Annotated in this window: 25 protein-coding genes; 5 read left to right on the top strand and 20 right to left on the bottom strand. The window is 53.9% G+C overall.

The window, feature by feature from the left end; all coding sequences use genetic code 11:
- Positions 1–77: 77 nt before the first annotated feature.
- The 3 genes from ACT3RR_RS05255 to ACT3RR_RS05245 form a co-directional block, all read right to left on the bottom strand.
- Entirely contained in the window at positions 78–1,454 is a 1,377-nt protein-coding gene (locus ACT3RR_RS05255) for a PTS ascorbate transporter subunit IIC (protein ID WP_034791785.1), read from the bottom strand.
- A 33-nt stretch (positions 1,455–1,487) separates the two neighbouring features.
- Entirely contained in the window at positions 1,488–1,766 is a 279-nt protein-coding gene (locus tag ACT3RR_RS05250) for a PTS sugar transporter subunit IIB (RefSeq protein WP_353502777.1), read from the bottom strand.
- 108 nt (positions 1,767–1,874) lie between these two features.
- Positions 1,875–2,318: a PTS sugar transporter subunit IIA gene (locus ACT3RR_RS05245; protein ID WP_353502778.1), complete on the bottom strand. Its 444-nt coding sequence runs from the start codon at positions 2,316–2,318 to the stop codon at positions 1,875–1,877.
- Between the two features lie 395 nt (positions 2,319–2,713).
- Here ACT3RR_RS05245 and ACT3RR_RS05240 point away from each other — a divergent pair, with 395 nt between their 5' ends.
- On the top strand, positions 2,714–3,730 hold the full coding sequence (locus tag ACT3RR_RS05240; protein ID WP_496199888.1) for a LacI family DNA-binding transcriptional regulator: 1,017 nt from the start codon (positions 2,714–2,716) through the stop codon (positions 3,728–3,730).
- 70 nt (positions 3,731–3,800) lie between these two features.
- Here ACT3RR_RS05240 and yfcD read toward each other — a convergent pair whose 3' ends face one another.
- Positions 3,801–4,442 (bottom strand): NUDIX hydrolase YfcD, encoded by a 642-nt coding sequence (yfcD, locus tag ACT3RR_RS05235; protein WP_496199887.1) that lies wholly within the window; start codon positions 4,440–4,442, stop codon positions 3,801–3,803.
- A gap of 292 nt (positions 4,443–4,734) precedes the next feature.
- On the opposite strand from yfcD, the gene yfcG reads away from it, so the two are divergent.
- Both yfcG and ACT3RR_RS05225 read left to right on the top strand, forming a co-directional pair.
- On the top strand, positions 4,735–5,364 hold the full coding sequence (gene yfcG, locus ACT3RR_RS05230) for a GSH-dependent disulfide bond oxidoreductase (RefSeq protein WP_396132405.1): 630 nt from the start codon (positions 4,735–4,737) through the stop codon (positions 5,362–5,364).
- A gap of 184 nt (positions 5,365–5,548) precedes the next feature.
- A complete protein-coding gene (locus tag ACT3RR_RS05225) occupies positions 5,549–6,448 on the top strand; it encodes a TIGR01777 family oxidoreductase (protein WP_353502782.1) in 900 nt (299 codons plus the stop codon).
- 685 nt (positions 6,449–7,133) lie between these two features.
- Here the strand turns inward: ACT3RR_RS05225 and ACT3RR_RS05220 are convergent.
- A complete protein-coding gene (locus ACT3RR_RS05220) occupies positions 7,134–8,729 on the bottom strand; it encodes an ABC transporter substrate-binding protein (protein ID WP_485901414.1) in 1,596 nt (531 codons plus the stop codon).
- 137 nt (positions 8,730–8,866) lie between these two features.
- On the opposite strand from ACT3RR_RS05220, the gene pepT reads away from it, so the two are divergent.
- A complete protein-coding gene (gene pepT / locus ACT3RR_RS05215) occupies positions 8,867–10,099 on the top strand; it encodes a peptidase T (protein ID WP_496199886.1) in 1,233 nt (410 codons plus the stop codon).
- Positions 10,100–10,168: 69 nt separating this feature from the next.
- Here the strand turns inward: pepT and hisP are convergent, their stop codons facing one another.
- The 15 genes from hisP to ACT3RR_RS05140 form a co-directional block, all read right to left on the bottom strand.
- Positions 10,169–10,942 carry a histidine ABC transporter ATP-binding protein HisP gene (gene hisP, locus ACT3RR_RS05210; RefSeq protein WP_353502784.1) on the bottom strand — a complete coding sequence of 258 codons (774 nt, stop codon included), beginning with the start codon at positions 10,940–10,942 and terminating at the stop codon, positions 10,169–10,171.
- A gap of 27 nt (positions 10,943–10,969) precedes the next feature.
- Complete coding sequence (locus ACT3RR_RS05205; protein ID WP_034791809.1) at positions 10,970–11,683, bottom strand: ABC transporter permease; 714 nt, start codon at positions 11,681–11,683, stop codon at positions 10,970–10,972.
- Positions 11,680–12,366, bottom strand: coding sequence for a histidine ABC transporter permease HisQ (locus tag ACT3RR_RS05200; protein ID WP_034791811.1), 687 nt, complete (start codon positions 12,364–12,366; stop codon positions 11,680–11,682). Before ACT3RR_RS05200 ends, ACT3RR_RS05205 begins: the two co-directional genes overlap by 4 nt.
- A gap of 166 nt (positions 12,367–12,532) precedes the next feature.
- Positions 12,533–13,315 carry a lysine/arginine/ornithine ABC transporter substrate-binding protein ArgT gene (argT, locus tag ACT3RR_RS05195; RefSeq protein WP_353502785.1) on the bottom strand — a complete coding sequence of 261 codons (783 nt, stop codon included), beginning with the start codon at positions 13,313–13,315 and terminating at the stop codon, positions 12,533–12,535.
- Between the two features lie 339 nt (positions 13,316–13,654).
- Entirely contained in the window at positions 13,655–14,227 is a 573-nt protein-coding gene (locus ACT3RR_RS05190; RefSeq protein WP_353502786.1) for a UbiX family flavin prenyltransferase, read from the bottom strand.
- A gap of 139 nt (positions 14,228–14,366) precedes the next feature.
- Positions 14,367–15,884: an amidophosphoribosyltransferase gene (gene purF, locus ACT3RR_RS05185; RefSeq protein WP_034791819.1), complete on the bottom strand. Its 1,518-nt coding sequence runs from the start codon at positions 15,882–15,884 to the stop codon at positions 14,367–14,369.
- 31 nt (positions 15,885–15,915) lie between these two features.
- Entirely contained in the window at positions 15,916–16,407 is a 492-nt protein-coding gene (cvpA, locus tag ACT3RR_RS05180; protein WP_034791821.1) for a colicin V production protein, read from the bottom strand.
- 270 nt (positions 16,408–16,677) lie between these two features.
- Positions 16,678–17,496, bottom strand: a complete 819-nt coding sequence (dedD, locus tag ACT3RR_RS05175) for a cell division protein DedD (protein WP_485901422.1) — start codon at positions 17,494–17,496, stop codon at positions 16,678–16,680.
- A complete protein-coding gene (gene folC, locus ACT3RR_RS05170) occupies positions 17,489–18,760 on the bottom strand; it encodes a bifunctional tetrahydrofolate synthase/dihydrofolate synthase (protein WP_496199885.1) in 1,272 nt (423 codons plus the stop codon). Before folC ends, dedD begins: the two co-directional genes overlap by 8 nt.
- A 158-nt stretch (positions 18,761–18,918) precedes the next feature.
- Positions 18,919–19,836 carry an acetyl-CoA carboxylase, carboxyltransferase subunit beta gene (accD, locus tag ACT3RR_RS05165; RefSeq protein ID WP_034791827.1) on the bottom strand — a complete coding sequence of 306 codons (918 nt, stop codon included), beginning with the start codon at positions 19,834–19,836 and terminating at the stop codon, positions 18,919–18,921.
- Between the two features lie 254 nt (positions 19,837–20,090).
- The gene (locus ACT3RR_RS05160) at positions 20,091–20,759 is read right to left on the bottom strand and encodes a DedA family protein (RefSeq protein WP_034791829.1); all 669 of its coding nucleotides are present in this window, start codon (positions 20,757–20,759) and stop codon (positions 20,091–20,093) included.
- 59 nt (positions 20,760–20,818) lie between these two features.
- Positions 20,819–21,634 carry a tRNA pseudouridine(38-40) synthase TruA gene (gene truA, locus ACT3RR_RS05155; RefSeq protein ID WP_353502789.1) on the bottom strand — a complete coding sequence of 272 codons (816 nt, stop codon included), beginning with the start codon at positions 21,632–21,634 and terminating at the stop codon, positions 20,819–20,821.
- Positions 21,634–22,644: an aspartate-semialdehyde dehydrogenase gene (locus tag ACT3RR_RS05150; RefSeq protein ID WP_353502790.1), complete on the bottom strand. Its 1,011-nt coding sequence runs from the start codon at positions 22,642–22,644 to the stop codon at positions 21,634–21,636. The genes truA and ACT3RR_RS05150 overlap by 1 nt, the downstream gene beginning before the upstream one ends.
- An 83-nt stretch (positions 22,645–22,727) precedes the next feature.
- Positions 22,728–23,855, bottom strand: a complete 1,128-nt coding sequence (gene pdxB, locus ACT3RR_RS05145; protein ID WP_496199884.1) for a 4-phosphoerythronate dehydrogenase PdxB — start codon at positions 23,853–23,855, stop codon at positions 22,728–22,730.
- Between the two features lie 100 nt (positions 23,856–23,955).
- Positions 23,956–24,732 (bottom strand): helix-turn-helix domain-containing protein, encoded by a 777-nt coding sequence (locus ACT3RR_RS05140; RefSeq protein WP_396132398.1) that lies wholly within the window; start codon positions 24,730–24,732, stop codon positions 23,956–23,958.
- 142 nt (positions 24,733–24,874) lie between these two features.
- On the opposite strand from ACT3RR_RS05140, the gene ACT3RR_RS05135 reads away from it, so the two are divergent.
- Positions 24,875–25,783, top strand: a complete 909-nt coding sequence (locus ACT3RR_RS05135; protein ID WP_353502793.1) for a DMT family transporter — start codon at positions 24,875–24,877, stop codon at positions 25,781–25,783.
- Positions 25,784–25,979: the final 196 nt, after the last annotated feature.

Here is a 25,979-nt window from a genome sequence, read left to right as displayed (position 1 = left end):
GCACTTGGCTCGGCCTGTTAATGACTAACAGGCCTTACCTTGTGCTTTCCCGGATGGTTAGTGGTACTTAGGAAGAATTACTTTTCGCTTACTGCTTTTTCTGCGGCGGGCTTTTTCGCCAGATAGTTGTAGGCCACCAGCGCGGCGAAGATAGCCACGATCAGCGCCATAATGGCTTCTTTCGACATAAAGCGAGCCAGATTGCCGAGCAGGATACCAATGACGCCGAAGTCAGCATCAGAGAAGGTAGCGTTGGCGAAGCCCAGCGCACCCAGTACCGGCAGCAGCAGAACTGGCAGGAAGGTGATCAGCACGCCGTTGGCAAATGCGCCAACCATTGCGCCGCGACGCCCACCAGTGGCGTTACCGAACACGCCAGCGGTAGCACCGGTGAAGAAGTGCGGAACCACGCCCGGCAGAATCAATACCAGATTGAACTGACCCAGCAGGAACAGGCCAACCAGACCGCCGAGGAAGCTGAACAGGAAACCAATCAGCACGGCATTTGGCGCGTAAGGGTACACCACCGGGCAGTCCAGCGCCGGGCGAGCATTTGGCACCAGCTTCTCAGAAAAGCCGACGAACGCCGGGACGATTTCCGCCAGAATCAGACGCACGCCTTGCAGGATGATGAACACGCCCGCTGCAAAGGTGATAGCCATGATGATGGAGTACACCAAGTAGTTCTGGCCCGCGCTGTAAGTCTGCTCAACGAATACTTGGCCCGCGAACACCGCGAGGATCAGGTAGATGATGATCATGGTCAGCGAGATAGAAATCGAGCTATCGCGCAGGAAGCTGAGGTTCTTAGGCAGGTTCATCTCTTCGGTTGAGCGCGAACCTTTACCGACCTTGCTACCAATCCAGCCGGACAGCACATAACCGATAGTGCCGAAATGGCCGAATGCCACGTCGTCATTGCCGGTGATGCGACGCATATAGCGCTGCGCCAGTGCCGGGAAGAACGCCATGATAAGACCCAGCGTCAGGGAACCGGTGAACACCAGACCCACGCCTTCAAAACCAGCAACGGTGAGGATAACGCTGATCATACAGGCCATGTAGAAGGTGTGGTGACCAGTCAGGAACACGTATTTCAGGCGAGTGAAACGCGCGACGATCAAGTTAGCCACCATGCCGAACGCCATGATCAAGGCAGTAGGCGCACCGAATTTCTCCAAAGCGATAGAGACAATCGCTTCGTTATTTGGAATGATCCCCTGAATGCTGAAAGCATGTTCAAACATGCCGCCTAAAGGATTTAATGCCCCGACTAATACCGTGGCACCGCCCGCCAATACCAGAAAGCCTAATATTGTTTTTACCGTGCCTTTCACCACATCGGAAAAGTTTTTCTTTTGTGCGACCAGACCGATCAACGCAATAAGACCGACCAAAATAGAAGGCACTTTTAATATATCAACCACAAACTTGAGCGTTTCCTGGATAAACATATACACCTCTTTATTTTTAGAATAATCGTCTTATCACACAGGATATTTTTCGAAGTGGGCGACTAACTTGGTTTCCAGCTCATTAATATCCACAATGTTAGTAATGACCACTAACTGATTCTCTGGAACGCCTGCGCTGGCGGCGATATCTTTCGCCATCACGAACAGGTCCGCTGCGCCCGGTGTGGCAGAGGAGAGATCGGAGTGTTCAACGTCGGCCTGAATATTCAACTTTTTCAGCACTTTCTTGATGTTCATTTCCACCATAAAGCTGCTGCCTAAACCTGAACCACAAATCGCCATAATTTTCATGTTATTTACCTGTGTTTTAAAGTTTGTAGGGTAATTCACCAGTATTAGCCTGATGTATACCGTATTACGCATCCATGATGAACTGACGTTATTCCATTGGTTCAGGAATTAGAATTTAGAGATAATGTCCTGAATAGTTTTAATGTCTTTCGCTGCAAATATTTTTTGCATTTCATCTTCGCTGGAAAATAACTCAGCCAGCTCGGAAATTAATTCGATATGGCTGTGTTTATCCGGTGCCGCTAACATCACTACGCTATACACCGGATCATTATCTTCTGAATTGAATTTCACGCCGTGAGGCAGTGTCAGCAAAGATAATCCTAGCCCCTTGGCACCCTCTTCAGGACGGGCATGCGGCATGGCAATACCCGGTGCCAAAACGTAGTACGGACCCAACTTCTCATGCTGGGCAAAAATCGCCTCAACGTAATCAGCGGTGATGGTGCCATTCGCCAGTAAAGGTTCAGCACTGGCTTTCACGGCGTCGCGCCAGTCAGTGATGTCGTGTCTAATGTGAATCGTATCTGGTGTCAGCCAATCATTAAGCATTGCAACTCCTGACTCTTATTTTAGGAATTCTTACTTGGTGTGTCAGTGGGCCTAAAGGTCGCCATAGTTAAAAGTATTAACAACCTCCCCCGATCCCATTAACGATCCAGACTCTACTCAGCGATAGCGTTAACATCTGTGATGCAAATCACAAAGGTAGCGCTACCAAATTTCTATGATTTGATTCTGTGATAGCGCTATCAAAAATAATCACCCTCGGGTATCAGACAACATTGGAGATGAGAAATAAGGATATACTTTGTCCACGATTTGCCGATAATTCATCACATCTGCCGCTGTTACCCCTGCCGTTCTTGCGGGAACCCTCAGGTTTGCGGCCCATTTTAGATTGCGATGCCCTGCGCGAGATGCGCAGTTGAGAGTCAGGATAGTGAATGTCGATTAACAAAAAACGACGCAGTACCGGAAGAGTGACGCTGGCCGATGTCGCGCAACTCGCGGGTGTCGGGAGTATGACCGTGTCCCGGGCGCTAAGAACGCCGGAGCAGGTTTCGGATAAACTGCGTGAAAAAATTGAAGAAGCCGTCAGCCAGCTCGGCTATTTACCCAATCAGGCCGCCAGCTCGCTCGCTTCCGCCTCTTCCTACACTATTGCGATGATTGTCCCAAGCCTGTCAGAGCCGGGTTGTGCCGAGATGTTCGCCGGGTTGCAAAAAATCCTGCAACCCGCCGGCTACCAAATCATGCTGGCGGAGTCGCAGCATCGTCTCGATCGCGAAGAGAAGCTGCTCGAAACCCTCCTGTCTTACAACCTCGCCGCCGCCATTTTGCTTAGCGTCGAGCACTCGCCGAATGTGCGCAATTGGCTGGATAATACCTCGATCCCGGTGCTGGAGATTGGCGCGCTGACCGAGTCGCCCATTGATATGAATATTGGCATCGACAATGTCGAAGCCATGTATCAACTGACCAAAACGGTGATCGACCGGGGCTATAAAAACATTGGCATGCTGTGCGCTAATCAGGAGCAGTGGATCTTCCAGCAGCACCTGCAAGGCTGGCATAAAGCCATGCTTAAGGCCCACATGTCGGTGCATCGGGTGATCAATTCAGCCGAACCGGCCAGCTTCACCACTGGCGCGCACCAGCTGCCGGAGTTCTTGCTGGCATGGCCTGAACTCGACGCGCTGGTGTGCGTTTCCGACGAGCTGGCCTGCGGCGTGCTGTACGAATGCCAGCGTCGGAGAGTGAAAGTACCGGATGATTTAGCGGTGGTGGGTTTTGGTAACAGTGACGTGAGCAAGGTGTGCCAGCCGCCCTTGACCACCATTGCCATTCCGCACAAAGAGATTGGCATCCGCGCGGCGCAGGCCCTGCTGGCGCGCATTAACGATGAAGAGTGGGAAGAGGTCGCGATTGCCTCATCACTTTGCCGTCGCGATAGCTGTTAAAACATGATTTATCCGCAGAAATGCAGAGGGCGGCCTAAGCCGCCCCTTGGTGCATTTTACTCAGAAGCCGTTAAGCTCCGTCAGCGTTTTTGCTTTCCTGAACATCACCCAGCGAGAAGGAAGAGGTTTCAACCGGCAGCGGATCGCCCGGTAAGATTTTCTCTTCACGAACCAACGGCTTACCGTGTTCTTTCTCATTATTGCGGGTCATCCACAGTGACAGCGCTTTCAGCGAGTCTGGGGTGAATTCGTCACAACGGGCGGTGATCTCTTCTGGCGTCATCCAACTGACTTCGTCGATCTCTTCTTCCTGCAAGGCAAAAGGACCGTGGGAAACACAGCTAAACAACGCGCCCCACACGCGGCACTTGTTTGGCTCTTCGAAGTAGAACATGCCGTGCTCAGCAAAAGGCACGCCGGCAATACCCAGCTCCTCTTCTGCTTCGCGACGGGCGGAATCCAGCACAACCTCCCCACTCTGCACCACGCCGCCGGCGGTGGCATCTAACCAACCAGGGAAGAAATCTTTGGTCTCGGTGCGTCTTTGCACCAGGATTTTACCCATGCCGTCGTGAACCACGATGTAGCTGGCACGATGGCGCAGGCACTGAGCTCGCATCTGTTGACGGCTAGCCTGGGCTATAACTTCGTTCTCTTCGTTGACGATATCAACCCATTCGCCGGTGCCGGTGTTCTGCTCTTGTTCCGCCATCCTATGAAACCTTCTAAGGGTAAAATTGAGTATCCGCTGATTCTATCTGTCTCTGCGGGGGCGCTTCAATAGCCAGAGTGGCATTGTTCCACGCTTAAAGCTAAGACAGTCCGGGCCGGAAACCATCAGACTAGTCTCACAGTGCCAACCAAGCTTAACTGATATGTTAACCTAAAGTTGATAGTTTGCGGATGTTGCACCCGAGTCAGTAAGAATTCAACGCTATTCTTTGATTATCAGAATCCCGCTCTGCCGCATGTCGGCCACAAAATCTAATAACGCAGGAGGCATTATGATTGATTTATATTACGCGCCAACACCCAACGGACACAAAATCACGCTCTTTCTGGAAGAAGCCGAAATACCCTACCGAATTCAACGCATTAACATCAGTTCCGGCGACCAGTTCAAGCCCGAGTTTCTCGCCATCTCGCCCAATAATAAAATTCCTGCCATTGTTGATGACCAGCCAGTTGATAACGGCGCGCCGATTAGCGTGTTCGAATCCGGCGCCATCTTGCAGTATCTCGCCGACAAAACCGGCAAACTGCTCAGCCAAGAGCTACGCGAACGTACCCTGACCCTCCAGTGGCTCTACTGGCAAGTCGGCGGATTCGGCCCGATGTTGGGGCAAAACCACCATTTCACCCACTTCGCCCCGCAGCCCGTCCCCTACGCCATCGAGCGTTATCAGCAAGAAACCAAACGCCTGTACAACGTGCTCAATACCCAGCTGGAGAAAAACGCCTATATTGCTGGCGAAAACTACAGCATTGCCGACATCGCAACTTACCCATGGGCGGTATCCCACGAGCGGCAACGTATTGATCTGGCGGACTATCCTGCCGTGCGCAACTGGTTTGAACGCATTAAGAATCGCCCTGCGACGCAAAAAGCCTACGCCGTGGCCGACAACAAGTAGCTCACGCTCAGCCGTTCTTATCCCCAATGCGGTGAGTTTTGCCGATACCCGCGCGGGCTATCGACGCATCGGGGATAATAAATATTCACTCAGGATGTGCTCCATATCGCGGGTTTAGTGCGAGGAGTAACCTATGCTAAAAAGAAGCCTTCCAATGGGCATTCAATAAGTTAAGGAGCCAGCCATGAAAATCTTGATAACCGGTGCCACCGGCCTTATCGGGCGCCGACTCACCGAACGCCTGCTCGGCCAGTCGCACCATATCACGGCGCTGACTCGCTCCCCCTCTCGCGCCGCCAAAGTGCTCGGCCCGCAGGTGCTGCTGTGGGAGTCGCTGGAAGATAAAACCTCTTTAGACGGTTTCGACGCGGTGATCAATCTCGCCGGTGAGCCAATTGCCGATAAGCGCTGGACCAAAGATCAGAAGCAGAAGTTATGCGATAGCCGCTGGCAGGTCACCGAGCGACTCGCCACCCTGATTAACGCCAGCCAGAAGCCGCCGTCAGTCTTCATCTCAGGCTCCGCAGTGGGCTATTACGGCGACCAAGGTCAGGCGTTAGTACCCGAAGATGAGCCGCCAAATAAGCAGTTCACCTGGCAGCTCTGCGCCCGTTGGGAAGCCCTGGCTTTAGCCGCAGAGAGCGACCGCACCCGAGTCTGCCTGCTGCGCACCGGCGTAGTCTTAGCCCGTAAAGGGGGCGCGCTGGCGAAAATGGTGCTGCCCTTCCGCGCCGGTCTCGGCGGCCCGTTCGGCGACGGCCAGCAATATATGCCGTGGATCCACATCGACGACATGGTCAATGGCATCATTTTCCTGCTAATGCACGAAACCCTGAGTGGCCCTTTCAACATGGTTTCCCCTTACCCCGCCCGCAACGAACAGTTCAGCGCGTTGCTGGGTGAAGTGCTCCACCGCCCGGCCTTTATGCGCGTGCCTGCGGGCGTTGTGCGCCTGTTGATGGGTGAGTCTGCCGTTCTGGTGCTAGGCGGCCAGCGAGCCGTACCGAGAAGGCTCGAGGATGCAGGTTTTACTTTTGGGCATCAGGAGTTGAAGGAGGCGCTGGAGAACGTTCTGAAGGGGTGATTGGGATGGGCTTCCCAAGCGAGCCTTTTAAGGTCAAGGTCGTGCGCTGCCGCCACACCGGCCTTGAAGGGCGCCTATCGCCGCGCCCCTCAAGACTCCCCGGCTCTTTACTGCGCGCTCCGCTCGCTGGACGGACGTGTTTCAGGTACTTCCGTTCTCCACCGCAAAATGTCGCCGCTTAGGCGGTTCCTTCGCTTCAGGCTTCGAGCCTTTGGTCTCGAACCATTCGCTCAGCGCCATTTTTGACTGCGGTTTTGAAGCTTCTTAACCGTGCCGTTTCAGGGATTTGACTTACTCCCTCCCAGCCTCCCCCTTATCAGGGGTAGGAGCAAACCAACCCCAATTCACTGAAAAGGTTCGGTGTAAATGCCGGTAGGCCGCGTTCAGAAGTGACGCCGAGGGAGTGGTTCGAGACCAAAGGCTCGAAACCCGAACTGAGGGAACCGCCTAAGCGGCGGCATTTCGCGGCGAACACCGTGGCCGCTGGAACACGTCCATTCCAACCCTGCGAAGCCTCTATTTTACAGCAGGAAAAAACGCAGGGTTCCAAGGGAGGCGCGTTTACGCCTCCCTTGGTCGGTGTGGGCCGACGCCCACGGTTTTGAAGTTGAATTTGAATTTAAAGATTTAAAAAGCAGGTTAGGGCAGCAGCCCAAAGTTAGCGGCCCGAAAGCCGCCCTCTTTCCTACTCCTTGATGTCCGTCTGGTAGAAAATATGTTTCCCAAACGGGTCGACTTCATACCCGGTCACTTCTTTGCGAACGGGTTCGAAAATCGTCGAGTGGGCGATAAACACTGCCGGAGCCTGATCGTGCATCACTTGCTGCGCCTCTTCGTACAGCGCGACGCGTTTGTCGTGATCGGTGGTTTCTTTAGCTTCGGTGATTAACTTGTCGAATGGCGGATAGCACCACTTGGCCGAGTTAGAACCGCCTTTGGCTGCGTTACAGGTGTAGAGCGGGCCGAAGAAGTTGTCCGGGTCGCCGTTGGCGGTGGTCCAGCCCATCAGCGCGGCCATGTGCTCGCCGTTGCGAATGCGGGTCTGATACTCGCCCCACTCATAGCTCACAATGTGCGCCTTCACGCCAATTTTCGCCCAGTCGGACTGAATCATCTCGGCCATGCGGCGGGCATTTGGGTTGTACGGACGCTGAACCGGCATCGCCCACAGATCGATATCAAAACCATTCGGGAAACCGGCTTCGGCTAATAGCGCTTTGGCTTTTTCTGGTGAGAAATCGTAATCCACCACTTTATCGTTATAGCCCCAGACGCCGGTCGGCAGCAGCGTTTTGGCTACTGTCCCGGTGCCCTGAAACACGGCTTCGATGATTTGCGGCTTGTTGATCGCCATGCTCAGCGCCTGGCGCACTTTCACATTATCCAACGGCGGTTTTTGAGTATTGAAGGACAGGAAGCCGGTATTCAACCCGGACTTGCTCATCAAATTAATGTCTTTATTGGCGCGCATACGGTCCAAGTCAGCCGGATTCGGGAATGGCATCACCTGACACTCATTCTTCTCCAGCTTGGCGAGGCGCATCGAGGCATCAGGCGTGATGGTGTACACCAGACGGTCGATTTTCGACTTGCCCTGCCAATATTCCGGGAAGGCTTTGTACAGCAAGCGTGTGTCTTTCTGGTACTGCACCAGCTCGAACGGGCCGGTGCCGATAGGATTCATATCCACTTTTTCTGGCGTACCGGCTTTCAGCATCTGGTCGGCATATTCCGCCGAGAGGATTGAGGCGAAATACCATGCCAAATCAGCCACAAACGGGGCTTCAGGGCGCGTCAGATTGAAGCGAACCGTGTAATCATCCACCTTGTCGATGCTGCCAATCAGGTCCCCCATCTTCAGGCTATCGAAGTTGAGATAAGTCCCGCCCGACACCTTGTGGTAGGGGTTGTTTTCGTCTTTTTGGCGCATGAAGGAGAAAATCACGTCGTCAGCGTTGAAGTCACGGGTTGGCGTGAAAATCTTGCTGCTCTGGAATTTCACCCCTTTGCGCAGATGAAAAGTGTAGGTTTTGCCGTCCGGGCTGATGTCCCAGCTTTCGGCAAGGCTCGGCACTAAATCAGTGGTGCCAGCTTTGAAATCGACCAGACGGTTATAGATAGGCACCGCGCTGGCGTCTACCGAGGTTCCCGAGGTGTAGAGCTGTGGGTTGAACTGCTCTGGCGAGCCTTCTGAGCAATAGACTAAGGTCTTGGCGGACGCGCCGCCCGTCACCGCCAAGGCCAGTAAACCGGCACTTATTTTGAGGATGTTGTGTTTCATGGTTTTCCCTGTCGTTGTGTTTAATAACGCTTATTCTTCGTGGTGCATCTTTTAAAAACAGATTAACATTCAAGCAACAGTTAGTAATACTCTGTTATATATGAAAATCTTGTATGTAAGCAAACTTAGGGGTCATAATGTCGACAACAATCGAAAAACAGCTTACCGAACGTTTCTTTCGTTACCTGTCAGTGAGCACGCAAAGTGATGCCCACGCTACTACCCTTCCAAGCACGCCGGGCCAGCACACACTGGCGAAACTACTCGCCGACGAACTCAAAACGCTGGGCCTGCAAAACATTCAAATTGATGAACACGCTACAGTCACCGCCGTGAAGCCAGGTACCAAGCAAGGCGGACCGCGCATCGGCTTCATCACCCATATTGATACCGTGGACGTCGGGCTCAGCCCGGACATTCACCCGCAAACCCTGACTTTCACCGGCGATGACGTCTGCCTGAATAAAGAGAAAGATATCTGGTTGCGCCCGTCAGAACGCCCGGAGATTTTGCCCTACAAAGGCCAGGAGATTATTTTTAGCGACGGCACCAGCGTGCTCGGCGCGGACAATAAAGCCGCCGTCACTGTGGTAATGACCTTGCTGGAAAACCTGCGCGACGACCAGCAGTATGGCGATATCGTCGTGGCCTTCGTGCCCGATGAGGAGATTGGCCTACGCGGCGCGAAGGCGCTGGATCTGGCGCGTTTCGACGTGGATTTCGCCTACACCATCGACTGCTGCGAATTGGGCGAAGTGGTGTATGAGAACTTCAACGCGGCGGCGGTAGATATCAGCTTCACCGGCGTGACCGCCCACCCCATGTCCGCCAAAGGCGTACTGGTCAACCCGCTGCTAATGGCCCATGACTTCATCAGCCAGTTTGACCGCGCCGAAACGCCGGAAAACACCGAAGGCCGCGAAGGCTATGTCTGGTTCAACGGCATGAGCGCCACCCAGCAAGGCGCAGAGCTTAAAGCCTCTATTCGCGACTTCGATAGTGACAGCTTTGCAGCGCGCAAAGTCAAAATTCACCAAGTGGCGAAAGAGATTCAGGCCAAGTACCCAACGGCCAAAGTCTCAGTAGAAATTAGCGATACCTACAGCAATATCAGCAGCGCCATTGGTGAAGACCGTCGGGCGATTGACCTGATTTTCGCGGGTTTACAGCAGATTGGCGTGGAGCCGAAGGTGATCCCAATGCGCGGCGGCACCGACGGTGCGGCGCTGTCGGCGAAAGGCTTGCTGACGCCAAACTACTTCACCGGCGCGCACAACTTCCACTCTAAGTATGAGTTCCTGCCCGTCAGCTCCTTCGTGAAGTCTTATGAACTGACCGTGCAGCTCTGTCTGCTGGCCGCCAAGGGCTAATGCAGTAAGGTCCTCCCCTTTAGCCGGGGAGGACGCTTTTGGTTCTTCGGTTTTCTTACTTCCAATTTATTACTTCAGAGCACCTGACAAGAACTGCTGCAAACGCGCTGATTTCGGGCTGCCGAACACTTCTGCCGGATTGCCCTGCTCTTCAATCACACCCTGATGCAGGAAGATCACATGGCTGGAAACGTGACGAGCAAACTCCATCTCGTGCGTCACCACCACCATAGTTTTGCCCTCTTCCGCCAGCTTCTGCATGATGCGCAGGACTTCGCCCACCAACTCGGGGTCCAGCGCCGAGGTCGGCTCATCGAACAGCAATACTTCAGGCTCCATCGCCAGCGCGCGGGCGATAGACACGCGCTGCTGCTGGCCGCCCGAAAGGTTAACCGGGTATTTCCCCTGAGCGCGGGCGTCGATACCCACTTTGTCGAGATATTTCACCGCGCGCTCGCGGGCTTCGGCTTTGCTCAGCCCCAGCACCTGAATCGGCGCTTCCATGACGTTTTCCAGCACCGTCATGTGGCTCCACAGATTGAAGTGCTGAAACACCATGGTCAGCTTGGTGCGCAGTAGTTGAAGCTGCTTCTTATCAAATACTTTCAGCTGGCCGTCGGTGTCGCGCACCATCCGGATATCCTGATTATTAACGCTGATCGAGCCTTCGCTCGGCTTCTCAAGGAAGTTAATGCAGCGCAGGAAAGTACTTTTACCGGAACCTGAAGATCCAATAATGCTGATGACGTCACCGGCGTTGGCGGAGAGCGACACGCCTTTCAAGACTTCATGTTCGCCGTAGCGTTTGTGCAGGTCGATAACCGCTAATTTGTTGTCTGGCATAGTGTTATATCCGCAAAATAATACTTATTAGTGAGCTTGAGGCTTAACGTGCGCCAGCCAGCGTCTTTCCGCCAAACGGAACAGACCAATCAATACGAAGGAGATGCACAGGTAAATCACCGCCGCGATGCCGAAGGCGTAAAACGGCTGATAGGTCGCCGAGTTAATGTCGCGGGCAATCTTCAAGACATCCGGGACAGTGGCGGTAAACGCCAGCGCCGTGGAGTGCAGCATCAGGATCACTTCGTTACTGTAAGCAGGCAGAGCCGTGCGCAGCGCCGAAGGCAAAATTATGCAGGTGTAGAGCTTGAAGCGTGAGAAGCCGTAAGCATTGGCAGCCTCAATCTCACCGTGCGGCACTGCGCGAATGGCACCGGCGAAAATCTCGGTGGTGTAGGCGCAGGTGTTGAGAGTCAGCGCTAAAATCGTACAGTTCAGGCCGCTACGGAAGAAGGCGTTGAGGAAGTCCGTCCCGCGCACGATCTCCAGACTGTACATGCCGGAGTAAAACACCAGCAGCTGCACATAGAGCGGCGTGCCGCGAAACACATAGGTGTAGAGCCAGATAGGCAGACGAATAAATTTATTCGACGACACGCGCCCGACGGCCATCGGCACCGCCAGCAGCCCGCCCATCACCACTGAGCTAATCAGCAGCCACAGCGTCACCGCCAGCCCGGTAAAACGGTAGCCATCGCTGTAGAGCAGCGACATGCCATATTGTTGCAGGATCTCAATCATAGGTCCGCCCTCTTCACACCCAGCGAATAGCGGCGTTCCAGCCAGAGCAGCACACCGTTAGAAACCGTGGTAAACACCAGATAAATCACCCCGGCAACGATGGCGAAATAAAAAGGTTGATAGGTGCCCTTGCCCGCCAGCACCGTGGCTTTCACCACGTCATTCAGGCCAAGCAGGGAGACCAGCGCGGTAGCCTTGAGGATAACCTGCCAGTTGTTGCCAATGCCCGGTAAGGCAAAGCGCATCATGGCGGGGAACAGGATCCGGCGAAAAATCTGCCCGCCGCTGAAGCCAAAGGCGGTGGCTGCTTCAATTTGCCCGCGCGGCACGGCCATAAAGGCGCCACGGAAGGTTTCGGTGAAGTAAGCGCCATAGATAAAGCCGAGCGTGATGATACCGGCGCTGAGCGGATCGATATCAATCTGCGCCATGCCCAGTGATTCCGTCAGGCTGTTGAGGACGATTTGTAACCCGTAGAAAATTAATAACATCAGAACCAAGTCCGGCACACCGCGGATGAGCGTGGTGTAGCAGCCGAAGATCCCGGAAATTAGACGACTTTTTGAGAGCTTGCCACCGGCACCGATAAGGCCGATAACCACCGCCAGCAGAACTGAGGAGATCGCCAGCTCAAGCGTAACTAAAGTGCCCTGAATGATGACTTGGGAATACCCATATAGCATGCTTTTTTCCTGTCTTTGACCGACATCTGTCGCAGGTTATCGTTATGCTGACACTGTTACGCAGACAACTGTTATACAGACAACGTTGATACAGACCAAGAGTTCAATGTGACGACTAAATGCGGCCCACCGTGACGGCAGGCCGCGAGCGTCATCAGGCTAAGAGTTAGTCACCATAGACGTTGAAGTCGAAGTATTTCTTCGCCAGTTTGTCGTAAGTCCCGTCTTTACGCATTGAGTCAAAGGCTTTGTTCAACGCGGCTTTCAGTTCGCCATCGTCTTTACGCAGGCCCATACCGGTACCCACGCCAAAGAATTTGTCATCTTTCACTGATGGGCCAGCGAACACGTAATTTTTGCCCGGAGCCTGTTTCAGGAAGCCTTCGCTGCCCGCCACTTCGTCCTGGAATGCGGCGTCAAGACGGCCTGAAGCCAAGTCTGCATAGATCAGGTCTTGGTTCTGGTAAGCCACCACGTTCACACCTTTTGGCTGCCACTCGGCGTTAGCATAGGCTTCCTGCGTTGAGCCTTGCAGCACGCCGACGTTTTTGCCTTTCAGCGCGTCCAGAGTAGGAACCAGCTTGGTGCCTTTTGGCGCGATCAGACGGGCGTTAGCCGCGTAGAGTTTCTCGGTGAAGTCGATCTCCAGTTGGCGTTTTTCGGTAATCGACAGAGAAGAGATGATGGCGTCGATTTTCTTCGCTTTCAGCGACGGGATCAGCGCATCAAAATCGCTTTCTACGTAAGTACATTTGATTTGTGCGCGTTTACACATCTCATTGGCTAAATCGATGTCGAAGCCAACCAGTTTGCCGCTAGAGTCTTTGGATTCAAACGGGGCATAAGTCGGGTCTGTGCCGATCTTAATTGCTGTCGGAGCAGCTGCGAAAGCGCTACTTGCGCTGGCTAAAACCAAAACCAGAGGAAGAACTTTGAACAACTTTTTCATACATTACCCTCAGTCATTAATCGTCTGTTGTGGTTGGTCGTTTCTGTTGTGATTGAACGTCTTTTTATTATGTTTGCAGCTTATTTATCAGGCGAGGAATATGAATCCCCCTGATTTTACTATGCAGTTTTCATGCCTATTGTGTCCCTGCTGGGTTAACCGGTCATTGCTCGCCCGATGCGATTAAAAATGCATCAAGATAGTTCTGCAAATCAGCAAGATGAATAAAGCACAGGAACAGATTGCAATAAAAATGCACCAAAATGAAACAGGCAATGTTTGATTTTGGTGCAATGTTATCAATTTGTGCAAAAGGTGGGCGTAAATGGTGAAGAACGACTAGCGGCTGCCCTGCCATCGAACAAAAAGATCTTCCGGCAGCTCTATGTCAAATTGATCAATGACCCGATTCACGGTCTGATTGATGATGTCATCGACGCTGGTTGGCCGATGATAAAACGCCGGCACCGGCGGCATGATCACCGCGCCAAGCTCGGCGGCTTGAGTCATCAAGCGTAAATGCCCAAGGTGCAGCGGGGTTTCTCGCACGCAGAGCACCAGACGGCGGCTCTCTTTCAGCACCACGTCGGCGGCGCGGGTCAGCAGGCCGTCGGTATAGCCATTAACGATGCCAGACAGGGTTTTGATCGAACACGGCAGGATAACCATCCCCCCGGTGCGGAATGAGCCAGAAGAGATGCTGGCGGCAATATCACGGGAATCATGGACGACGTCGGCCAGTTGCTGCACGTCGCGCAGCGTCAAATCGGTTTCCAGCGTTAAAGTCTGGCGGGCGGCATTGCTCATCACCAGATGGGTTTCGATCTCCGGCACGCTTTGCAGCACCTGAAGAAGTCGAACACCAAAAATTGCGCCACTCGCGCCGGAAATGCCGACAATAAGTCGTTTCATGAGACTGCCTCTGAAAAGTTGCACTGAATTCAGCGCCAATACTGACATAAAAAAACGCACCCGCCCAAGATGAATTGGACGGGTGCGTGATAGCGGCGACAACTTGGCGTGGCTCAGTAAGCGCTTACCTTGGCGAAACTTAGCCTTCGTTGTGCATTTCCAGATTTTCAGCTTCCTGCTGGCCGCGTAATGCCTGAGCATCATCGTTGCGCAGGGCTTCGAGATATTCGAGGTAGTTCTGATCCACGTCTTTGGTAACGTAAACGCCGTCAAACACGGAACATTCGAACTGCTCGATATCCACGTTATCTTCTTTCACTGCCGCAATCAGGTCGCTCAGGTCCTGGAAGATTAACGCGTCGGCGCCAATCATCTGGTTGATTTCACTGACTTCGCGACCGTGAGCAATCAGCTCGTTGGCACTTGGCATGTCGATACCGTAAACGTTCGGGAAACGAATCTCAGGTGCCGCAGAGGCCAGATAAACGCGTTTCGCCCCGGCTTCGCGCGCCATCTCAACGATTTGCTGAGAAGTAGTACCACGCACGATGGAGTCATCCACCAGCAGCACGTTTTTATCGCGGAACTCAGCGCGGTTGGCGTTGAGCTTGCGGCGCACCGACTTACGGCGCTCCTGCTGGCCCGGCATGATAAAGGTACGGCCGACGTAACGGTTCTTCACAAAGCCCTGACGATAAGGCTTGTCGAGGATACGGGCGATTTCCAGCGCGATATCGCAAGAGGTTTCCGGGATAGGAATGACCACGTCGATATCCAAGTCTTCCCACTCACGAGCAATTTTCGCGCCCAGCTTCTCGCCCATGCGAACACGTGCGCTGTAAACGGAAATCTTGTCGATGAAGGAGTCCGGACGCGCGAAATAGACGTATTCGAACAGGCATGGGTTGTACTGAGGGTTTTCAGCACACAGGCGGGTGAACAGCTGGCCTTTCTCGGTGATGTACACCGCTTCGCCCGGCGCAACGTCGCGCAGGAACTCAAAACCTAAGGTGTCGAGCGCCACGCTCTCCGATGCCACCATGTACTCATTGCGGCCATCTTCCAGAGTGCGTTTACCGATAACCAGCGGGCGGATCCCGTGCGGGTCGCGGAACGCCAGCATGCCGTGACCGATGATCATCGCGACGCATGCATAAGCACCGCGGATTTTCAGGTTCATGGCAGAGACGGCAGCGAACACGTTGTCAGCTTCCAGCGGGTAGTGCTGGAAACGGTCGAGTTCACTGGCCAGAATATTGAGCAGAATTTCAGAATCAGAAGTGGTGTTAACGTGGCGGCGTTGGCCTTCGAACAGGTTACTTCTCAATTCGTGAGCGTTGGTCAGGTTACCGTTGTGAGCCAGCGTAATGCCGAACGGTGAGTTGACGTAGAAAGGTTGAGCTTCTGAAGCGCTGGAACTGCCAGCCGTAGGGTAGCGAACATGCCCAATACCCATGTTGCCCTGCAAGCGTTGCATATGGCGTGCTTCGAATACATCTCTCACCAGACCATTGGCTTTCCGTAAACGGAAGTTGTTATTAGCATCAATGGTGACGATGCCCGCAGCATCTTGCCCACGGTGTTGTAACACCGTTAACGCATCATAAATCGACTGGTTTACCGGCGCAAAACCGGCGATACCGACAATACCGCACATGTTGTCTTTTCCTCATCAGCGCTGCCAAAAACTAGAGATGTTTTGGCAAGAAACTCGACGTGCTCTGCAGGTAGTCAAAGAACCACCTGATGATATAACTGAACTGTGGGATCAACTGAGACTGTTTCCAGTCCTCACTTTGTGAAAAGCCGGTAAAGGTATCCAGGAAGAACAGCATCGCGGAAACAATCAGTACGCCACGCAGTGCGCCGAAACACACGCCTAGCACTCTGTCTGTGCCGGATAACCCGGTTCGCTCAACCAGTGAACCAATCACATAGTTGACAATTGCACCTACGATCAACGTCGCGATGAACAAGATGGCAATTGCGATCCCGTTTCGAACTAATTCATCTTCGAAACGTGTGAAATAGATGGCGAGATAGGGGTAATAATGGCTGGCAACGAAGAAGGCGCAAGCCCAGGTTACCAGTGATAAGGCCTCGCGAACAAAACCCCGGATCAGGCTAACTAAAGCAGAAAACCCAATTACCGCAATAATGACGTAATCAATCCAGACCATTAACGTATTCCAATGTGTAGACCAGTAAAACCCGTCTCCTATCCATTTCGCGGCGAATTCTAACAGAAAAAGAAAACGTTTGCGTAGGGGAAATCTGCGGGTTAGGAAAATTATTAACAGCGATGAAAAAAACCTCAATCATCGCAGAAACCTATAAAATTCCGACCTCAGAATCTTATAGAAAAAGGGCACAAAACGCGTGCCCTTTCCGATTATTTCTTGAGATTTAAACCCAGTTATTGGCGCAACCACAGCGCCAACAATGCGGGTTTATTTGCCTGCGCTATAAGAGCGCACCTGCCCGCTTAATCCGCTGATCTGGTTAAGCTGCGGCAGAGAAGCCTCGAGTTTTTGTTTTGAAGCATCTGGCCCGACGAAGACGCGCGTGATCTGCCCCTGCACCGGCGTACTTGGCACAGTGTAAGCGCGGTAGCCCGACAGGCGCAGGTTAGCGACAATCTCGCTGGCCTTAGCCGCATTCTTCAACGCACCGAGCTGGACAATATAAGCCTGACCGCTTGGCGCTTTCTCTTCCGCCTGCGGCTTGCTTTCAGCTTTCGGCGCTTCCGCCGCTTTTGGCTGCTCAACCGCCTTCGGCTGCTCTACCGGTTTGGTTTCAACCGGTTTTGGTTTCGGCTTTTCGACCGGCTTTGGTTTCTCAACCGGTTTCGCTTCCACCATTGGCTTCGGCTCAATGGCCTTCGGCTTGGTTTGGGTCTGATGCGTCGGCTGCGTCACTTTCGGCTGCTCAGGGCGCTTGGTAACTGGCGCGACCACCGGCTCATCCGGCTGTGCATCGGTGTCATCAGGCAATTCCTGACCGCTATTGGCAGGCTGCGAGGCGATATTCCCCTGCCCCTTCACGGCTTCGCTCGCGCCTTCCGGCGGCTGGGCTGGCAGAGATTGCGTCACCGGCGGCGGCACGTCCCCCTGTTCCGGCGCGTCACCCGGCTTTGGTACCAGCGGAATGGACGCAAATTCATCTTCATAATGCTTTTTCTTGCCATCGAGCAGGCCGGGCAAAATGATCACGCCGAGCGCCACCAAAATAACCGTTCCGACCAGACGATTTTGAAACTTACTAGCCACTGGTTTTCCCCGCGTCTAAAGCAGCCATCACGTGCGCTACGGTATGAAATGATCCGCAGACAATCACAATATCCTGACTATCAGCATCCTGCATCGCCTGCTGCCAGGCGGAAACCACATCCGTGAACTGATACGCTTGCGTCAGATGCACAGAGAGTTCTTCTACACTGGCACCGCGCGGCCCTTCGAGCGGCGCGCAGTACCAAAAATTAATTTGTGGCGAGAGGCAAGCCAGGGTACCTGCAATATCTTTATCATGCAGCATACCGACTACCGCGCGCACTTTCCCGCCGTTGCGTGGCAATTCGGACAAACGCCCGGCCAGATAAGCCGCGGCGTGTGGGTTATGGGCAACATCCAAAATCAGACGCGGCGACTCGCTTACCGTCTGGAAACGGCCCGGCAACTGTGCCTGCTGCAAGCCACGGCGAATCGCCTCTTCGGCAACCTCTAACTTACTGAAGTGCAAAGCCGCCAGCGCCGTCGCGGCATTGGCGAGCGGAACATTAGGAATTGGCAAATTCGCCAGCGTCTTGCCCTCTGTGGCCTGCCAGCTCCAGCTATCGCCTTGCACGGCGTAACGCCAGTTCTCACCCACGCGATACAGCTGGGAACCCTTCTCTGCGGCTACGTCAGCAATGGACTGCGGCATATCCGACTCGCCAACCACGGCGGGGGTTTGACCACGGAACACGCCGGCTTTTTCGCGACCAATACTTTCGCGGTCTGACCCCAACCAGTCAGTGTGGTCCAACGCAATACTGGTTACGACAGCCACATTGGCATCCACGATATTGGTGGCGTCAAGACGGCCGCCAAGACCCACTTCGAGAATAACCACGTCCAGTTTGGCGTGCTTAAACAGCTGCAAAGCAGAGACGGTGCCGTACTCGAAATAGGTCAGAGGAATATCACCTCGACCGGCTTCAAGCGTAGCAAAAGATTGGCAATGTGCTTGTTCTGGCAGCTCTTCACCCTGAATTCTGACCCGCTCGGTGTAGCGAACCAAATGAGGTGAACTGTAGACCCCAACGCGCAACCCCGCAGCCATTAAGATAGCTTCCAGCGTGCGACAGGTGGTGCCCTTGCCATTGGTGCCGGCGACAGTGATGACAAATGGTGCGGGTTGCAGCAAGTCGAGCTTAGCGGCGACCGCTTTGACACGCTTGAGACCCAGCTCTATTGCTTGAGAATGGAGATTTTCGAGATAATAAAGCCACGCGGCCAAAGGCGACGTGGCTTGGGGAATAGGTAGATTCTGCATGAGTCTCGTTCAGCCAATGTTAGGTCCACTTCGACACTATACCCAAAGTCATTGAAGTTGCAGCAAGACTACAAACCAGATGAAACACGGCCCGTTGACCAAAGCGTGCGAGAGCTCCCGCACGCTCGAGATGACTGACCGGTTTCATCTCAGACTAATCAGGCATCCTGATGGTTGTCAGCCGCGTTGCCGCTGACAGCAGCCTGAACCACGTCCACTTTAGGCTCAGGTTGACCGGTTAATTTGGCCAGCACGCTGCCCAATTTAGGTCGCAGATCAGGACGGCGAACGATCATGTCGATAGCGCCCTTCTCAATCAGGAACTCACTGCGCTGGAAGCCCGGCGGCAGTTTTTCACGAACGGTTTGTTCGATAACGCGTGGGCCAGCAAAGCCGATCAACGCTTTTGGCTCAGCCACGTTGATATCACCCAGCATTGCCAGACTCGCCGACACGCCGCCCATGGTTGGGTCAGTCATTACAGAAATGTACGGCAGGCCGCGTTCCTGTAATTTCGCCAGAGCAGCACTGGTTTTCGCCATCTGCATCAGGGACATCAGCGCTTCTTGCATACGCGCACCGCCACTGGCTGAGAAACAGACCAGCGGACAATTGTCTTCCAACGCCTGCTCTACCGCACGAACGAAACGCGCGCCAACAACAGAAGCCATTGAACCGCCCATGAAGGCAAATTCAAAAGCAGCAACGACGATTGGCATGCCGTACAGGGTGCCTTTCATGACAACCATGGCGTCTTTTTCGTCAGTTTCTTTCTGCGCTGCAACCAGACGGTCTTTATATTTTTTGGAATCTTTAAACTTCAGAACATCTTTAGGCTCAAGCTCGCTGCCTAATTCAACCTCGCTGCCTTCATCCATAAAGGTGAAGAGACGCATACGCGCAGACATGCGCATGTGATGGTCGCACTTTGGGCAAACCATGAGATTGCGTTCCAACTCGGCACGGTAAAGTACCTGACCGCAGCTGTCACACTTAGTCCAGACACCCTCAGGAATGCTTGCCTTACGGGTTTGCGAGACGTTGCTCTTATTAAGAATTCGTTCAATCCAGCTCATCGATAACCTTTCTGTTTGAACCCGGCCGAAGCCAGTCCGCTGTTCATGCTGTAACAAGTCCCCTGAAACCTACCCAAAATCACCCGCCAGCACTGATGCCCAGTGGCATTCACCATGCAAAACGGAAGGGTTGTTCGCAGGAACAGACCATAAATGTCGCTCATTAAACCATAACGGCCCGACGCTGTGGATAAAAAACTGGTCGAACCCTCTGCTTTAATCTCTTTATATTTCCCAGCTTTGCTGCCTTAAGGCTAGCCTTGCTGACGCTTTTCCTTGGCTGCCGCACGTTTGTGCCGCCAAATTTCGATCACGCCCGGCAAAATCGAAAGCACAATGATCGCCACGATCAATAATTTCAGATTTTCCTGAACCACCGGCACGTTGCCGAAAAGGTAGCCAGCATAGGTAAATAACAGCACCCAAACTAGCGCACCAATCACGTTATAAGCCGCAAAGTGGCGATACGACATGCGCCCCATACCCGCAACGAAGGGTGCAAAAGTTCGTACGATTGGGACAAAGCGCGCAAGAATAATCGTTTTGCCGCCATGTTTCTCGTAAAACTTGTGTGTTTGATCCAAATAACTGCGACGGAAAATCTTCGAATTCGGATTGCTGAACAAACGTTCACCAAACAGGCGGCCAATCGTATAGTTAATCGCATCACCCAGAATCGCCGCCACCACCATCAGGAACACCATCAGATGGACATTCAGATCATTGCCCGGCAAGGCCGCCAGCGCGCCAGCCACGAACAGTAAAGAATCGCCCGGCAGGAACGGCGTGACCACCAGCCCCGTCTCACAGAATAAGATCAGGAACAGGATACCGTAGACCCAAACACCATACTGAGCAACCAGCTCGGCCAAGTGCACATCGATATGTAAAATGAAATCAATAACAAGGTGGATGAAATCCATTTGATTTATCGCCTTTTTTAAGCGCCCGATGCGCAATGTTAATCAATAGAAAACCGTCTTCAGTCTTCTAAGAACAGCGGCCCCATATTCATTTTGGGTAAGCCAAACTTCTCCGGGTAATCCACTGAGACTAAGTACAACCCCTCAGCACGCGCGGTGGCAGCCGCCAAATTGCGGTCTTTGGCTGCTAACAGCTCGCCCATCCAGCTTTCCGGCTGGATCCCGGCACCGATATCAATCAAGCTGCCGACGATATTGCGCACCATGTGGTGAACAAAGGCGTTGGCTTTGACATCCACCACCACATAGTTACCGTGGCGCGCGACGTTCAGGTGCATCATGTAACGCCACGGCGTGCGCGACTGACACTGGGAGGCGCGAAACGACGTGAAGTCATTCTCACCCAACAGTGCCTGACCGGCACGCTGCATTTTGTCGACGTCCAGCGGCATATGCACATGGGTGATTCCACTGTGCAGAATGGCCGAACGGTAGCGATGATTATAGATAACGTAACGATAACGGCGCGCGGTGGCGCTAAAGCGCGCGTGGAAATCCTCCGGCACCTCGTGCATCCAGCGCACGGCGATGTTTTTCGGCAAATGGGTATTCACCCCCATGGTCCACGCCGCCTCTTTACGCATTACCGGCGTCTCGAAATGCACTACCTGCCCGGTGGCGCTGACGCCCGCGTCGGTACGCCCCGCGCAAAACACCACAATCGGCGCATCCGCCACGCGGCTCAAGGCCTTTTCCAGACAGGCCTGAACGCTGGCCGCCTCTTGCTGGCGCTGCCAGCCATAATAGGCGCTACCGTCGTACTCAATTCCTAATGCAATGCGTCCGGCAACGGGCGCAGCAGGCAATTCAGACATTAATACCAATACTCCCCAATCAGCTTCTCGGCAGTTTCTACCGCCATCAGCGCGCCGCCGAAGCGCACGTTGTCAGCCACAGACCAGAACTGCACCACTTCAGGAATACCGTAATCATTGCGCAGACAGCCGATGCTCAGGTTGGCGTTGCCCGAGGCGTCGCTGACCTGTGTCGGGAAATCATCTTCTTCGCTCAGATTAATATCATCAATGCGTTCAAGCTCGGTGCGGGCTTCCTCGGCAGACAGCGGGCGCAAGCCTTCCATATGCACCACCTGCGCGTGGCCGTAAAACACCGGCGACTGCACGCAGCTGACAGAAATCGGTAAGCCGTCGTTTTGCAGCACTTTGCGCACTTGGTCAACCAGACGGCGCTCTTCGCGCACGCTGCCCTCTTCGTCATTCAACAGCGGCAACAGGTTGAAAGCCAACTGCTTGCTGAAAATGCCCTCTTCGGCAGGAATGCCGTTGAGCAGGCGCGCGCTCTGTCCGGCCAAATCGTCTACTGCCGCTTTGCCCAAGGCAGAAACCGAGAGCAGAGAAGTCACGTGCAGACGCGCCAAACCAGCCTGATCGGTTAAAGGCTTGATGGCCGTTAACAACTGGCTGGTCAGGCTATCGGCGACCGCCACGATGTTGCGGTTGCGATAGTGCGCCAGCGCGTCAGGGTTAACCCCCGGCACCACCAGCGGAATGTCGTGTTCCATAGCAAACAGGCCGCTGCTGTCGATAACCAGACAGCCCTGATTGGCAGCTTCTTCGGCAAACTGCGCCGAGGCCTCGTGGCCTGCCACAAAGAAGGCCAGTTGCACCTGCGACCAGTCGAACTCGGCGACGTTTTGCACGCGCAGGCTTTTGCCATTGAAGCGCACGGTTTGACCCGCGCTGCGTTCGCTGGCTAACGGAAAGAGTTCACCAACCGGGAACTGGCGATCGGCCAGCAGCTCCAGTAACGCATCACCGACTGCGCCCGTGGCGCCAAGCAGCGCAATATTCCAGCCATCAGACATGTTGGTCTTCTCCAAAAATGAATCGTACAAAAATACAAAGGGGCGGTAGTTCACCGCCCTCAAGTCGAAAATTGCGCCGGGCCTTAGCCCTGAACGGCAGTAAAACCGAGTTTATTGAGCAACTCGACGGTCGCCGGATTATCGCAAATTACTTTCAGCGATGACCACTCGCGGCGCTCTTCATAGAATTTGCGCAGTTTGTCGAACTCCCCGGCTTTGCCCGCCACGCGGCGTAACGGCGCGTCATCGCGGCGCACATCATACACTAAGTGAATAAGTCGCAGCAGTCTGGCTTCGTTCAGTTCCCCTGAGAATGAGACAACCGGGAACTCTGGCGCAGGCAGCAGCTCTTCCAACGGTACTTTTTGCGGCTGGCCGATAAACTGGCTGAATGCTTCGAACACCTGAGTGGTGCCGCGCGCCTTGCCTTCAAGGCTGTATCCGGCAATGTGCGCCGTGCCAATCGCCACTTTATCCAGCAATGCCAGAGAAAGATCCGGCTCCGGCTCCCATACGTCCAGCACGGCGGTGAGTTTTTTCGCGCCGTTGAGCGCGTCGAGCAGCGCGGCGTTATCCACCACTTCGCCACGACAGGCGTTAATCAAAATACGGTCAGCAGGCAGGCGTGCCAACAGGTCGGCGTCCACCAGATGGTGCGTGCTATAAGGCCCGGACATGTTCAACGGCGTGTGAAAGGTCAAGATATCGGCTTCGGCTACCAGTTGGTCCAGCGAAGAGAAAGTCTCTTCGTCACCTCGATCGGCGCGCGGCGGGTCGCACAGCAGAGTGCGGATGCCCAAGGCACGCAGGCGCGCATTCAGACGCGATCCCACATTGCCTACCCCAACAATGCCGACCGTTTTGTCGCGCAGCTGGAAGCCATCGCGCTGGGCCAAAATCAGCAGCGAAGAGAACACATATTCCACTACCGCAATGGCGTTACAGCCCGGCGCGGCGGAGAAACCAATCCCCTGCTTTTGCAGCCAGGCGTCATCCACGTGGTCAGTCCCCGCCGTCGCGGTACCCACGAATTTCACCGGCTTTCCTGCCAGCAGTGCCTCATTCACCTTGGTCACCGAGCGCACCATCAGGGCATCGGCGTCATTGAGTGCATCTTGCGGAATCGGCCGGCCCGGAACGGCCTGCACATTGCCCAGTCGGCTAAATAGCTCGACGGCATAAGGCATATTTTCATCAACCAGGATTTTCACGTGTGTCTCCGGCAGGCAGTGCCATAGAAAAAACAGACTATAAAGAGGAGGAAGATTTTGCCACGAACTGCGGCAGATCCCAATGCCAGCTTGTCACGGCTTACCGTTCATTACGAAAGCGTTGAGGCGTGGTCCCAGATATTTGCTGGAACATGGCAATAAACGCTGATGATGAACTGTAGCCAACTTCCAGCGCCACGTCTTGCACCGTTTTGCCCTGCTCGAGCAGAGAAATCGAATGGAGGAAGCGCAGACGCTGACGCCATTCGGCAAAGCCCATGCCCAAATCCTGTTGGCAGCGGCGTGAAAGCGTGCGTTCGGTGGTGTAAACCCGCGCCGCCCACTCCGCCAGCGAGGTGTTATCCGCCGGGTTCTTCTCCAGCGCGTTTAACACCTGCGACAACAGCTTATTGTCGGACGTGGGTAAATAGGTGTTTTGCCGCGGGGCCTGACAGATTTGGTCCAACAGCACCAATGCCATACGCATATCGCGATCGGTCACTGGCTCTGAAAGATCACGCAGCGCGAAGTCGTTGGCGATGGCGTTAAAAATCGGTGTCAGAGTGAGCAGGCAGGGCTTTTCAGGCAGGCCGTCATCCCACTCGGGCGCGATGTCGATGGCGCAAAAACGGGTCGTCCGGCGGTTATAGCTGGAGTGCTTCACTCCGGCGGGTATCCAGATAGCAAACTCGCGCGGCGCAAGGTAGCGCTCACCTTCAACCTTCATCGCCATCACGCCTGATTTGATGGTAATAATCTGGCTCCACGGGTGCGAATGGCAAACATATTCCGAGTTAGCCAGAATGGTTTCTCCGCGAAAGAGCAGCGTATTGGGGATCTGTTCAGGAAGCGGAGGATAAAAACGAGGCTGTGGCATAAAACCCCTTGTCAATTGTGGTCATCACAAATTCGGGATCAAGTTGTCCGAATTACGCAAAGCGTTGTCTGGTTATCGTTATATATAACAAACACGACAAACGTACACTAGTGCAACGATTTAACTACGGACGTATTTTTTCATGAATGCTCTCTTCCCATTACTGGCGGTGTTGATCTGGTCGATTAACGCCGTGGTCAGCAAGGCCTCTGCGACCGCCATCGATCCTGCGGCGATCTCCTTCTACCGCTGGTTTCTAGCGCTTATCACGCTCACCCCCTTTGTCTTGCCGGGCGTAGTGCGCAATTTCAAAGAGATTAAGCAGTACTGGTGGAAATTGCTGATCCTCGGCCTACTGGGAATGGTGCTATTCCAAAGCCTGGCCTATTACGCCGCCCACACCGTGAGCGCGCTGTATATCGGCATCATCACCTCCTTTATTCCGTTGCTGACGGTGCTGATCAGCCTGTTTGTGTTGAGCGTGGTGCCAACCGTGGGTCTGGCGCTGGGCGGCGTGCTCTCTTTGATCGGCCTGGTGTGGCTGGTCAGCGCGGGCAACCCGGGCCAGCTGCTAGAGCACGGCATTGGTAGCGGCGAAATCATGATGTTTGTCGCCTCAATCTCCTACGCCCTGTATGGCGTGTTGACCAAACGCTGGGCGATCCCGCTGCCTAATTGGCAATCGCTTTACATGCAGATCTTGTTTGGGGTGCTGCTCCTGCTGCCAAATTTCCTGATGACGGAAAATGTGCAGCTAAACGCTCACAACATTCCCTTGGTGGCCTTTGCAGGCATTGCGGCGTCAATCATTGCGCCTTTCCTGTGGATTCAGGGGGTTATTCGACTGGGTGCAAACAAAACCTCTATTTTCATGAATTTGGCCCCCATCTTCACCGCCGTGATTGCCGTGATTTTCCTGCGCGAGCAGTTGCACAGTTACCACTTGATTGGGGGTGGTATCACCCTGCTCGGGGTAATTCTGGCCCAACGCCTGCGCCGTCCGCTCTTTGGCACTAAGCCAGAAGTGAAGGAAGATAAACCCGCCGTTTAATGATGTTATCGCCGCCTGTAACTCCACAGGCGGCATTATTTATCCTGCCTTTTATCGCTTTCGCGCCCCACTCGTCGTTTTCTGCAAAAAATAAGCGTAAGAATATTATTTCCATACCCATTCACAGTGTTGATTGATTTCGTTTGCAGGTATGATGTTGCGCTTGCGCGCTTTGCGCCGTTTTAACTCGCAGCGA

Origin of the sequence: Ewingella sp. AOP8-B2-18, from assembly GCF_052376015.1 — a bacterium.
Classification (GTDB): Bacteria; Pseudomonadota; Gammaproteobacteria; order Enterobacterales; family Enterobacteriaceae; genus Ewingella; species Ewingella allii.
Note: the sequence above shows the minus strand (reverse complement) of the source record. Positions and strands in the feature narration are given on the sequence as shown.

What these genes read in the sequence shown, in the direction of transcription:
- cvpA (WP_034791821.1), bottom strand. Translation starts at nt 16,407, where the DNA reads ATGGTCTGGATTGATTACGTCATTATTGCGGTAATTGGGTTTTCTGCT.
- ACT3RR_RS05190 (WP_353502786.1), bottom strand. Translation starts at nt 14,227, where the DNA reads ATGAAACGACTTATTGTCGGCATTTCCGGCGCGAGTGGCGCAATTTTT.
- pepT (WP_496199886.1), top strand. Translation starts at nt 8,867, where the DNA reads ATGTCGACAACAATCGAAAAACAGCTTACCGAACGTTTCTTTCGTTAC.
- ACT3RR_RS05220 (WP_485901414.1), bottom strand. Translation starts at nt 8,729, where the DNA reads ATGAAACACAACATCCTCAAAATAAGTGCCGGTTTACTGGCCTTGGCG.
- ACT3RR_RS05255 (WP_034791785.1), bottom strand. Translation starts at nt 1,454, where the DNA reads ATGTTTATCCAGGAAACGCTCAAGTTTGTGGTTGATATATTAAAAGTG.
- hisP (WP_353502784.1), bottom strand. Translation starts at nt 10,942, where the DNA reads ATGCCAGACAACAAATTAGCGGTTATCGACCTGCACAAACGCTACGGC.
- ACT3RR_RS05135 (WP_353502793.1), top strand. Translation starts at nt 24,875, where the DNA reads ATGAATGCTCTCTTCCCATTACTGGCGGTGTTGATCTGGTCGATTAAC.
- accD (WP_034791827.1), bottom strand. Translation starts at nt 19,836, where the DNA reads ATGAGCTGGATTGAACGAATTCTTAATAAGAGCAACGTCTCGCAAACC.
- ACT3RR_RS05150 (WP_353502790.1), bottom strand. Translation starts at nt 22,644, where the DNA reads ATGTCTGATGGCTGGAATATTGCGCTGCTTGGCGCCACGGGCGCAGTC.
- yfcD (WP_496199887.1), bottom strand. Translation starts at nt 4,442, where the DNA reads ATGGCGGAACAAGAGCAGAACACCGGCACCGGCGAATGGGTTGATATC.
- ACT3RR_RS05240 (WP_496199888.1), top strand. Translation starts at nt 2,714, where the DNA reads ATGTCGATTAACAAAAAACGACGCAGTACCGGAAGAGTGACGCTGGCC.
- ACT3RR_RS05140 (WP_396132398.1), bottom strand. Translation starts at nt 24,732, where the DNA reads ATGCCACAGCCTCGTTTTTATCCTCCGCTTCCTGAACAGATCCCCAAT.
- ACT3RR_RS05250 (WP_353502777.1), bottom strand. Translation starts at nt 1,766, where the DNA reads ATGAAAATTATGGCGATTTGTGGTTCAGGTTTAGGCAGCAGCTTTATG.
- ACT3RR_RS05205 (WP_034791809.1), bottom strand. Translation starts at nt 11,683, where the DNA reads ATGATTGAGATCCTGCAACAATATGGCATGTCGCTGCTCTACAGCGAT.
- ACT3RR_RS05245 (WP_353502778.1), bottom strand. Translation starts at nt 2,318, where the DNA reads ATGCTTAATGATTGGCTGACACCAGATACGATTCACATTAGACACGAC.
- yfcG (WP_396132405.1), top strand. Translation starts at nt 4,735, where the DNA reads ATGATTGATTTATATTACGCGCCAACACCCAACGGACACAAAATCACG.
- folC (WP_496199885.1), bottom strand. Translation starts at nt 18,760, where the DNA reads ATGCAGAATCTACCTATTCCCCAAGCCACGTCGCCTTTGGCCGCGTGG.
- purF (WP_034791819.1), bottom strand. Translation starts at nt 15,884, where the DNA reads ATGTGCGGTATTGTCGGTATCGCCGGTTTTGCGCCGGTAAACCAGTCG.
- ACT3RR_RS05200 (WP_034791811.1), bottom strand. Translation starts at nt 12,366, where the DNA reads ATGCTATATGGGTATTCCCAAGTCATCATTCAGGGCACTTTAGTTACG.
- ACT3RR_RS05160 (WP_034791829.1), bottom strand. Translation starts at nt 20,759, where the DNA reads ATGGATTTCATCCACCTTGTTATTGATTTCATTTTACATATCGATGTG.
- ACT3RR_RS05225 (WP_353502782.1), top strand. Translation starts at nt 5,549, where the DNA reads ATGAAAATCTTGATAACCGGTGCCACCGGCCTTATCGGGCGCCGACTC.
- argT (WP_353502785.1), bottom strand. Translation starts at nt 13,315, where the DNA reads ATGAAAAAGTTGTTCAAAGTTCTTCCTCTGGTTTTGGTTTTAGCCAGC.
- truA (WP_353502789.1), bottom strand. Translation starts at nt 21,634, where the DNA reads ATGTCTGAATTGCCTGCTGCGCCCGTTGCCGGACGCATTGCATTAGGA.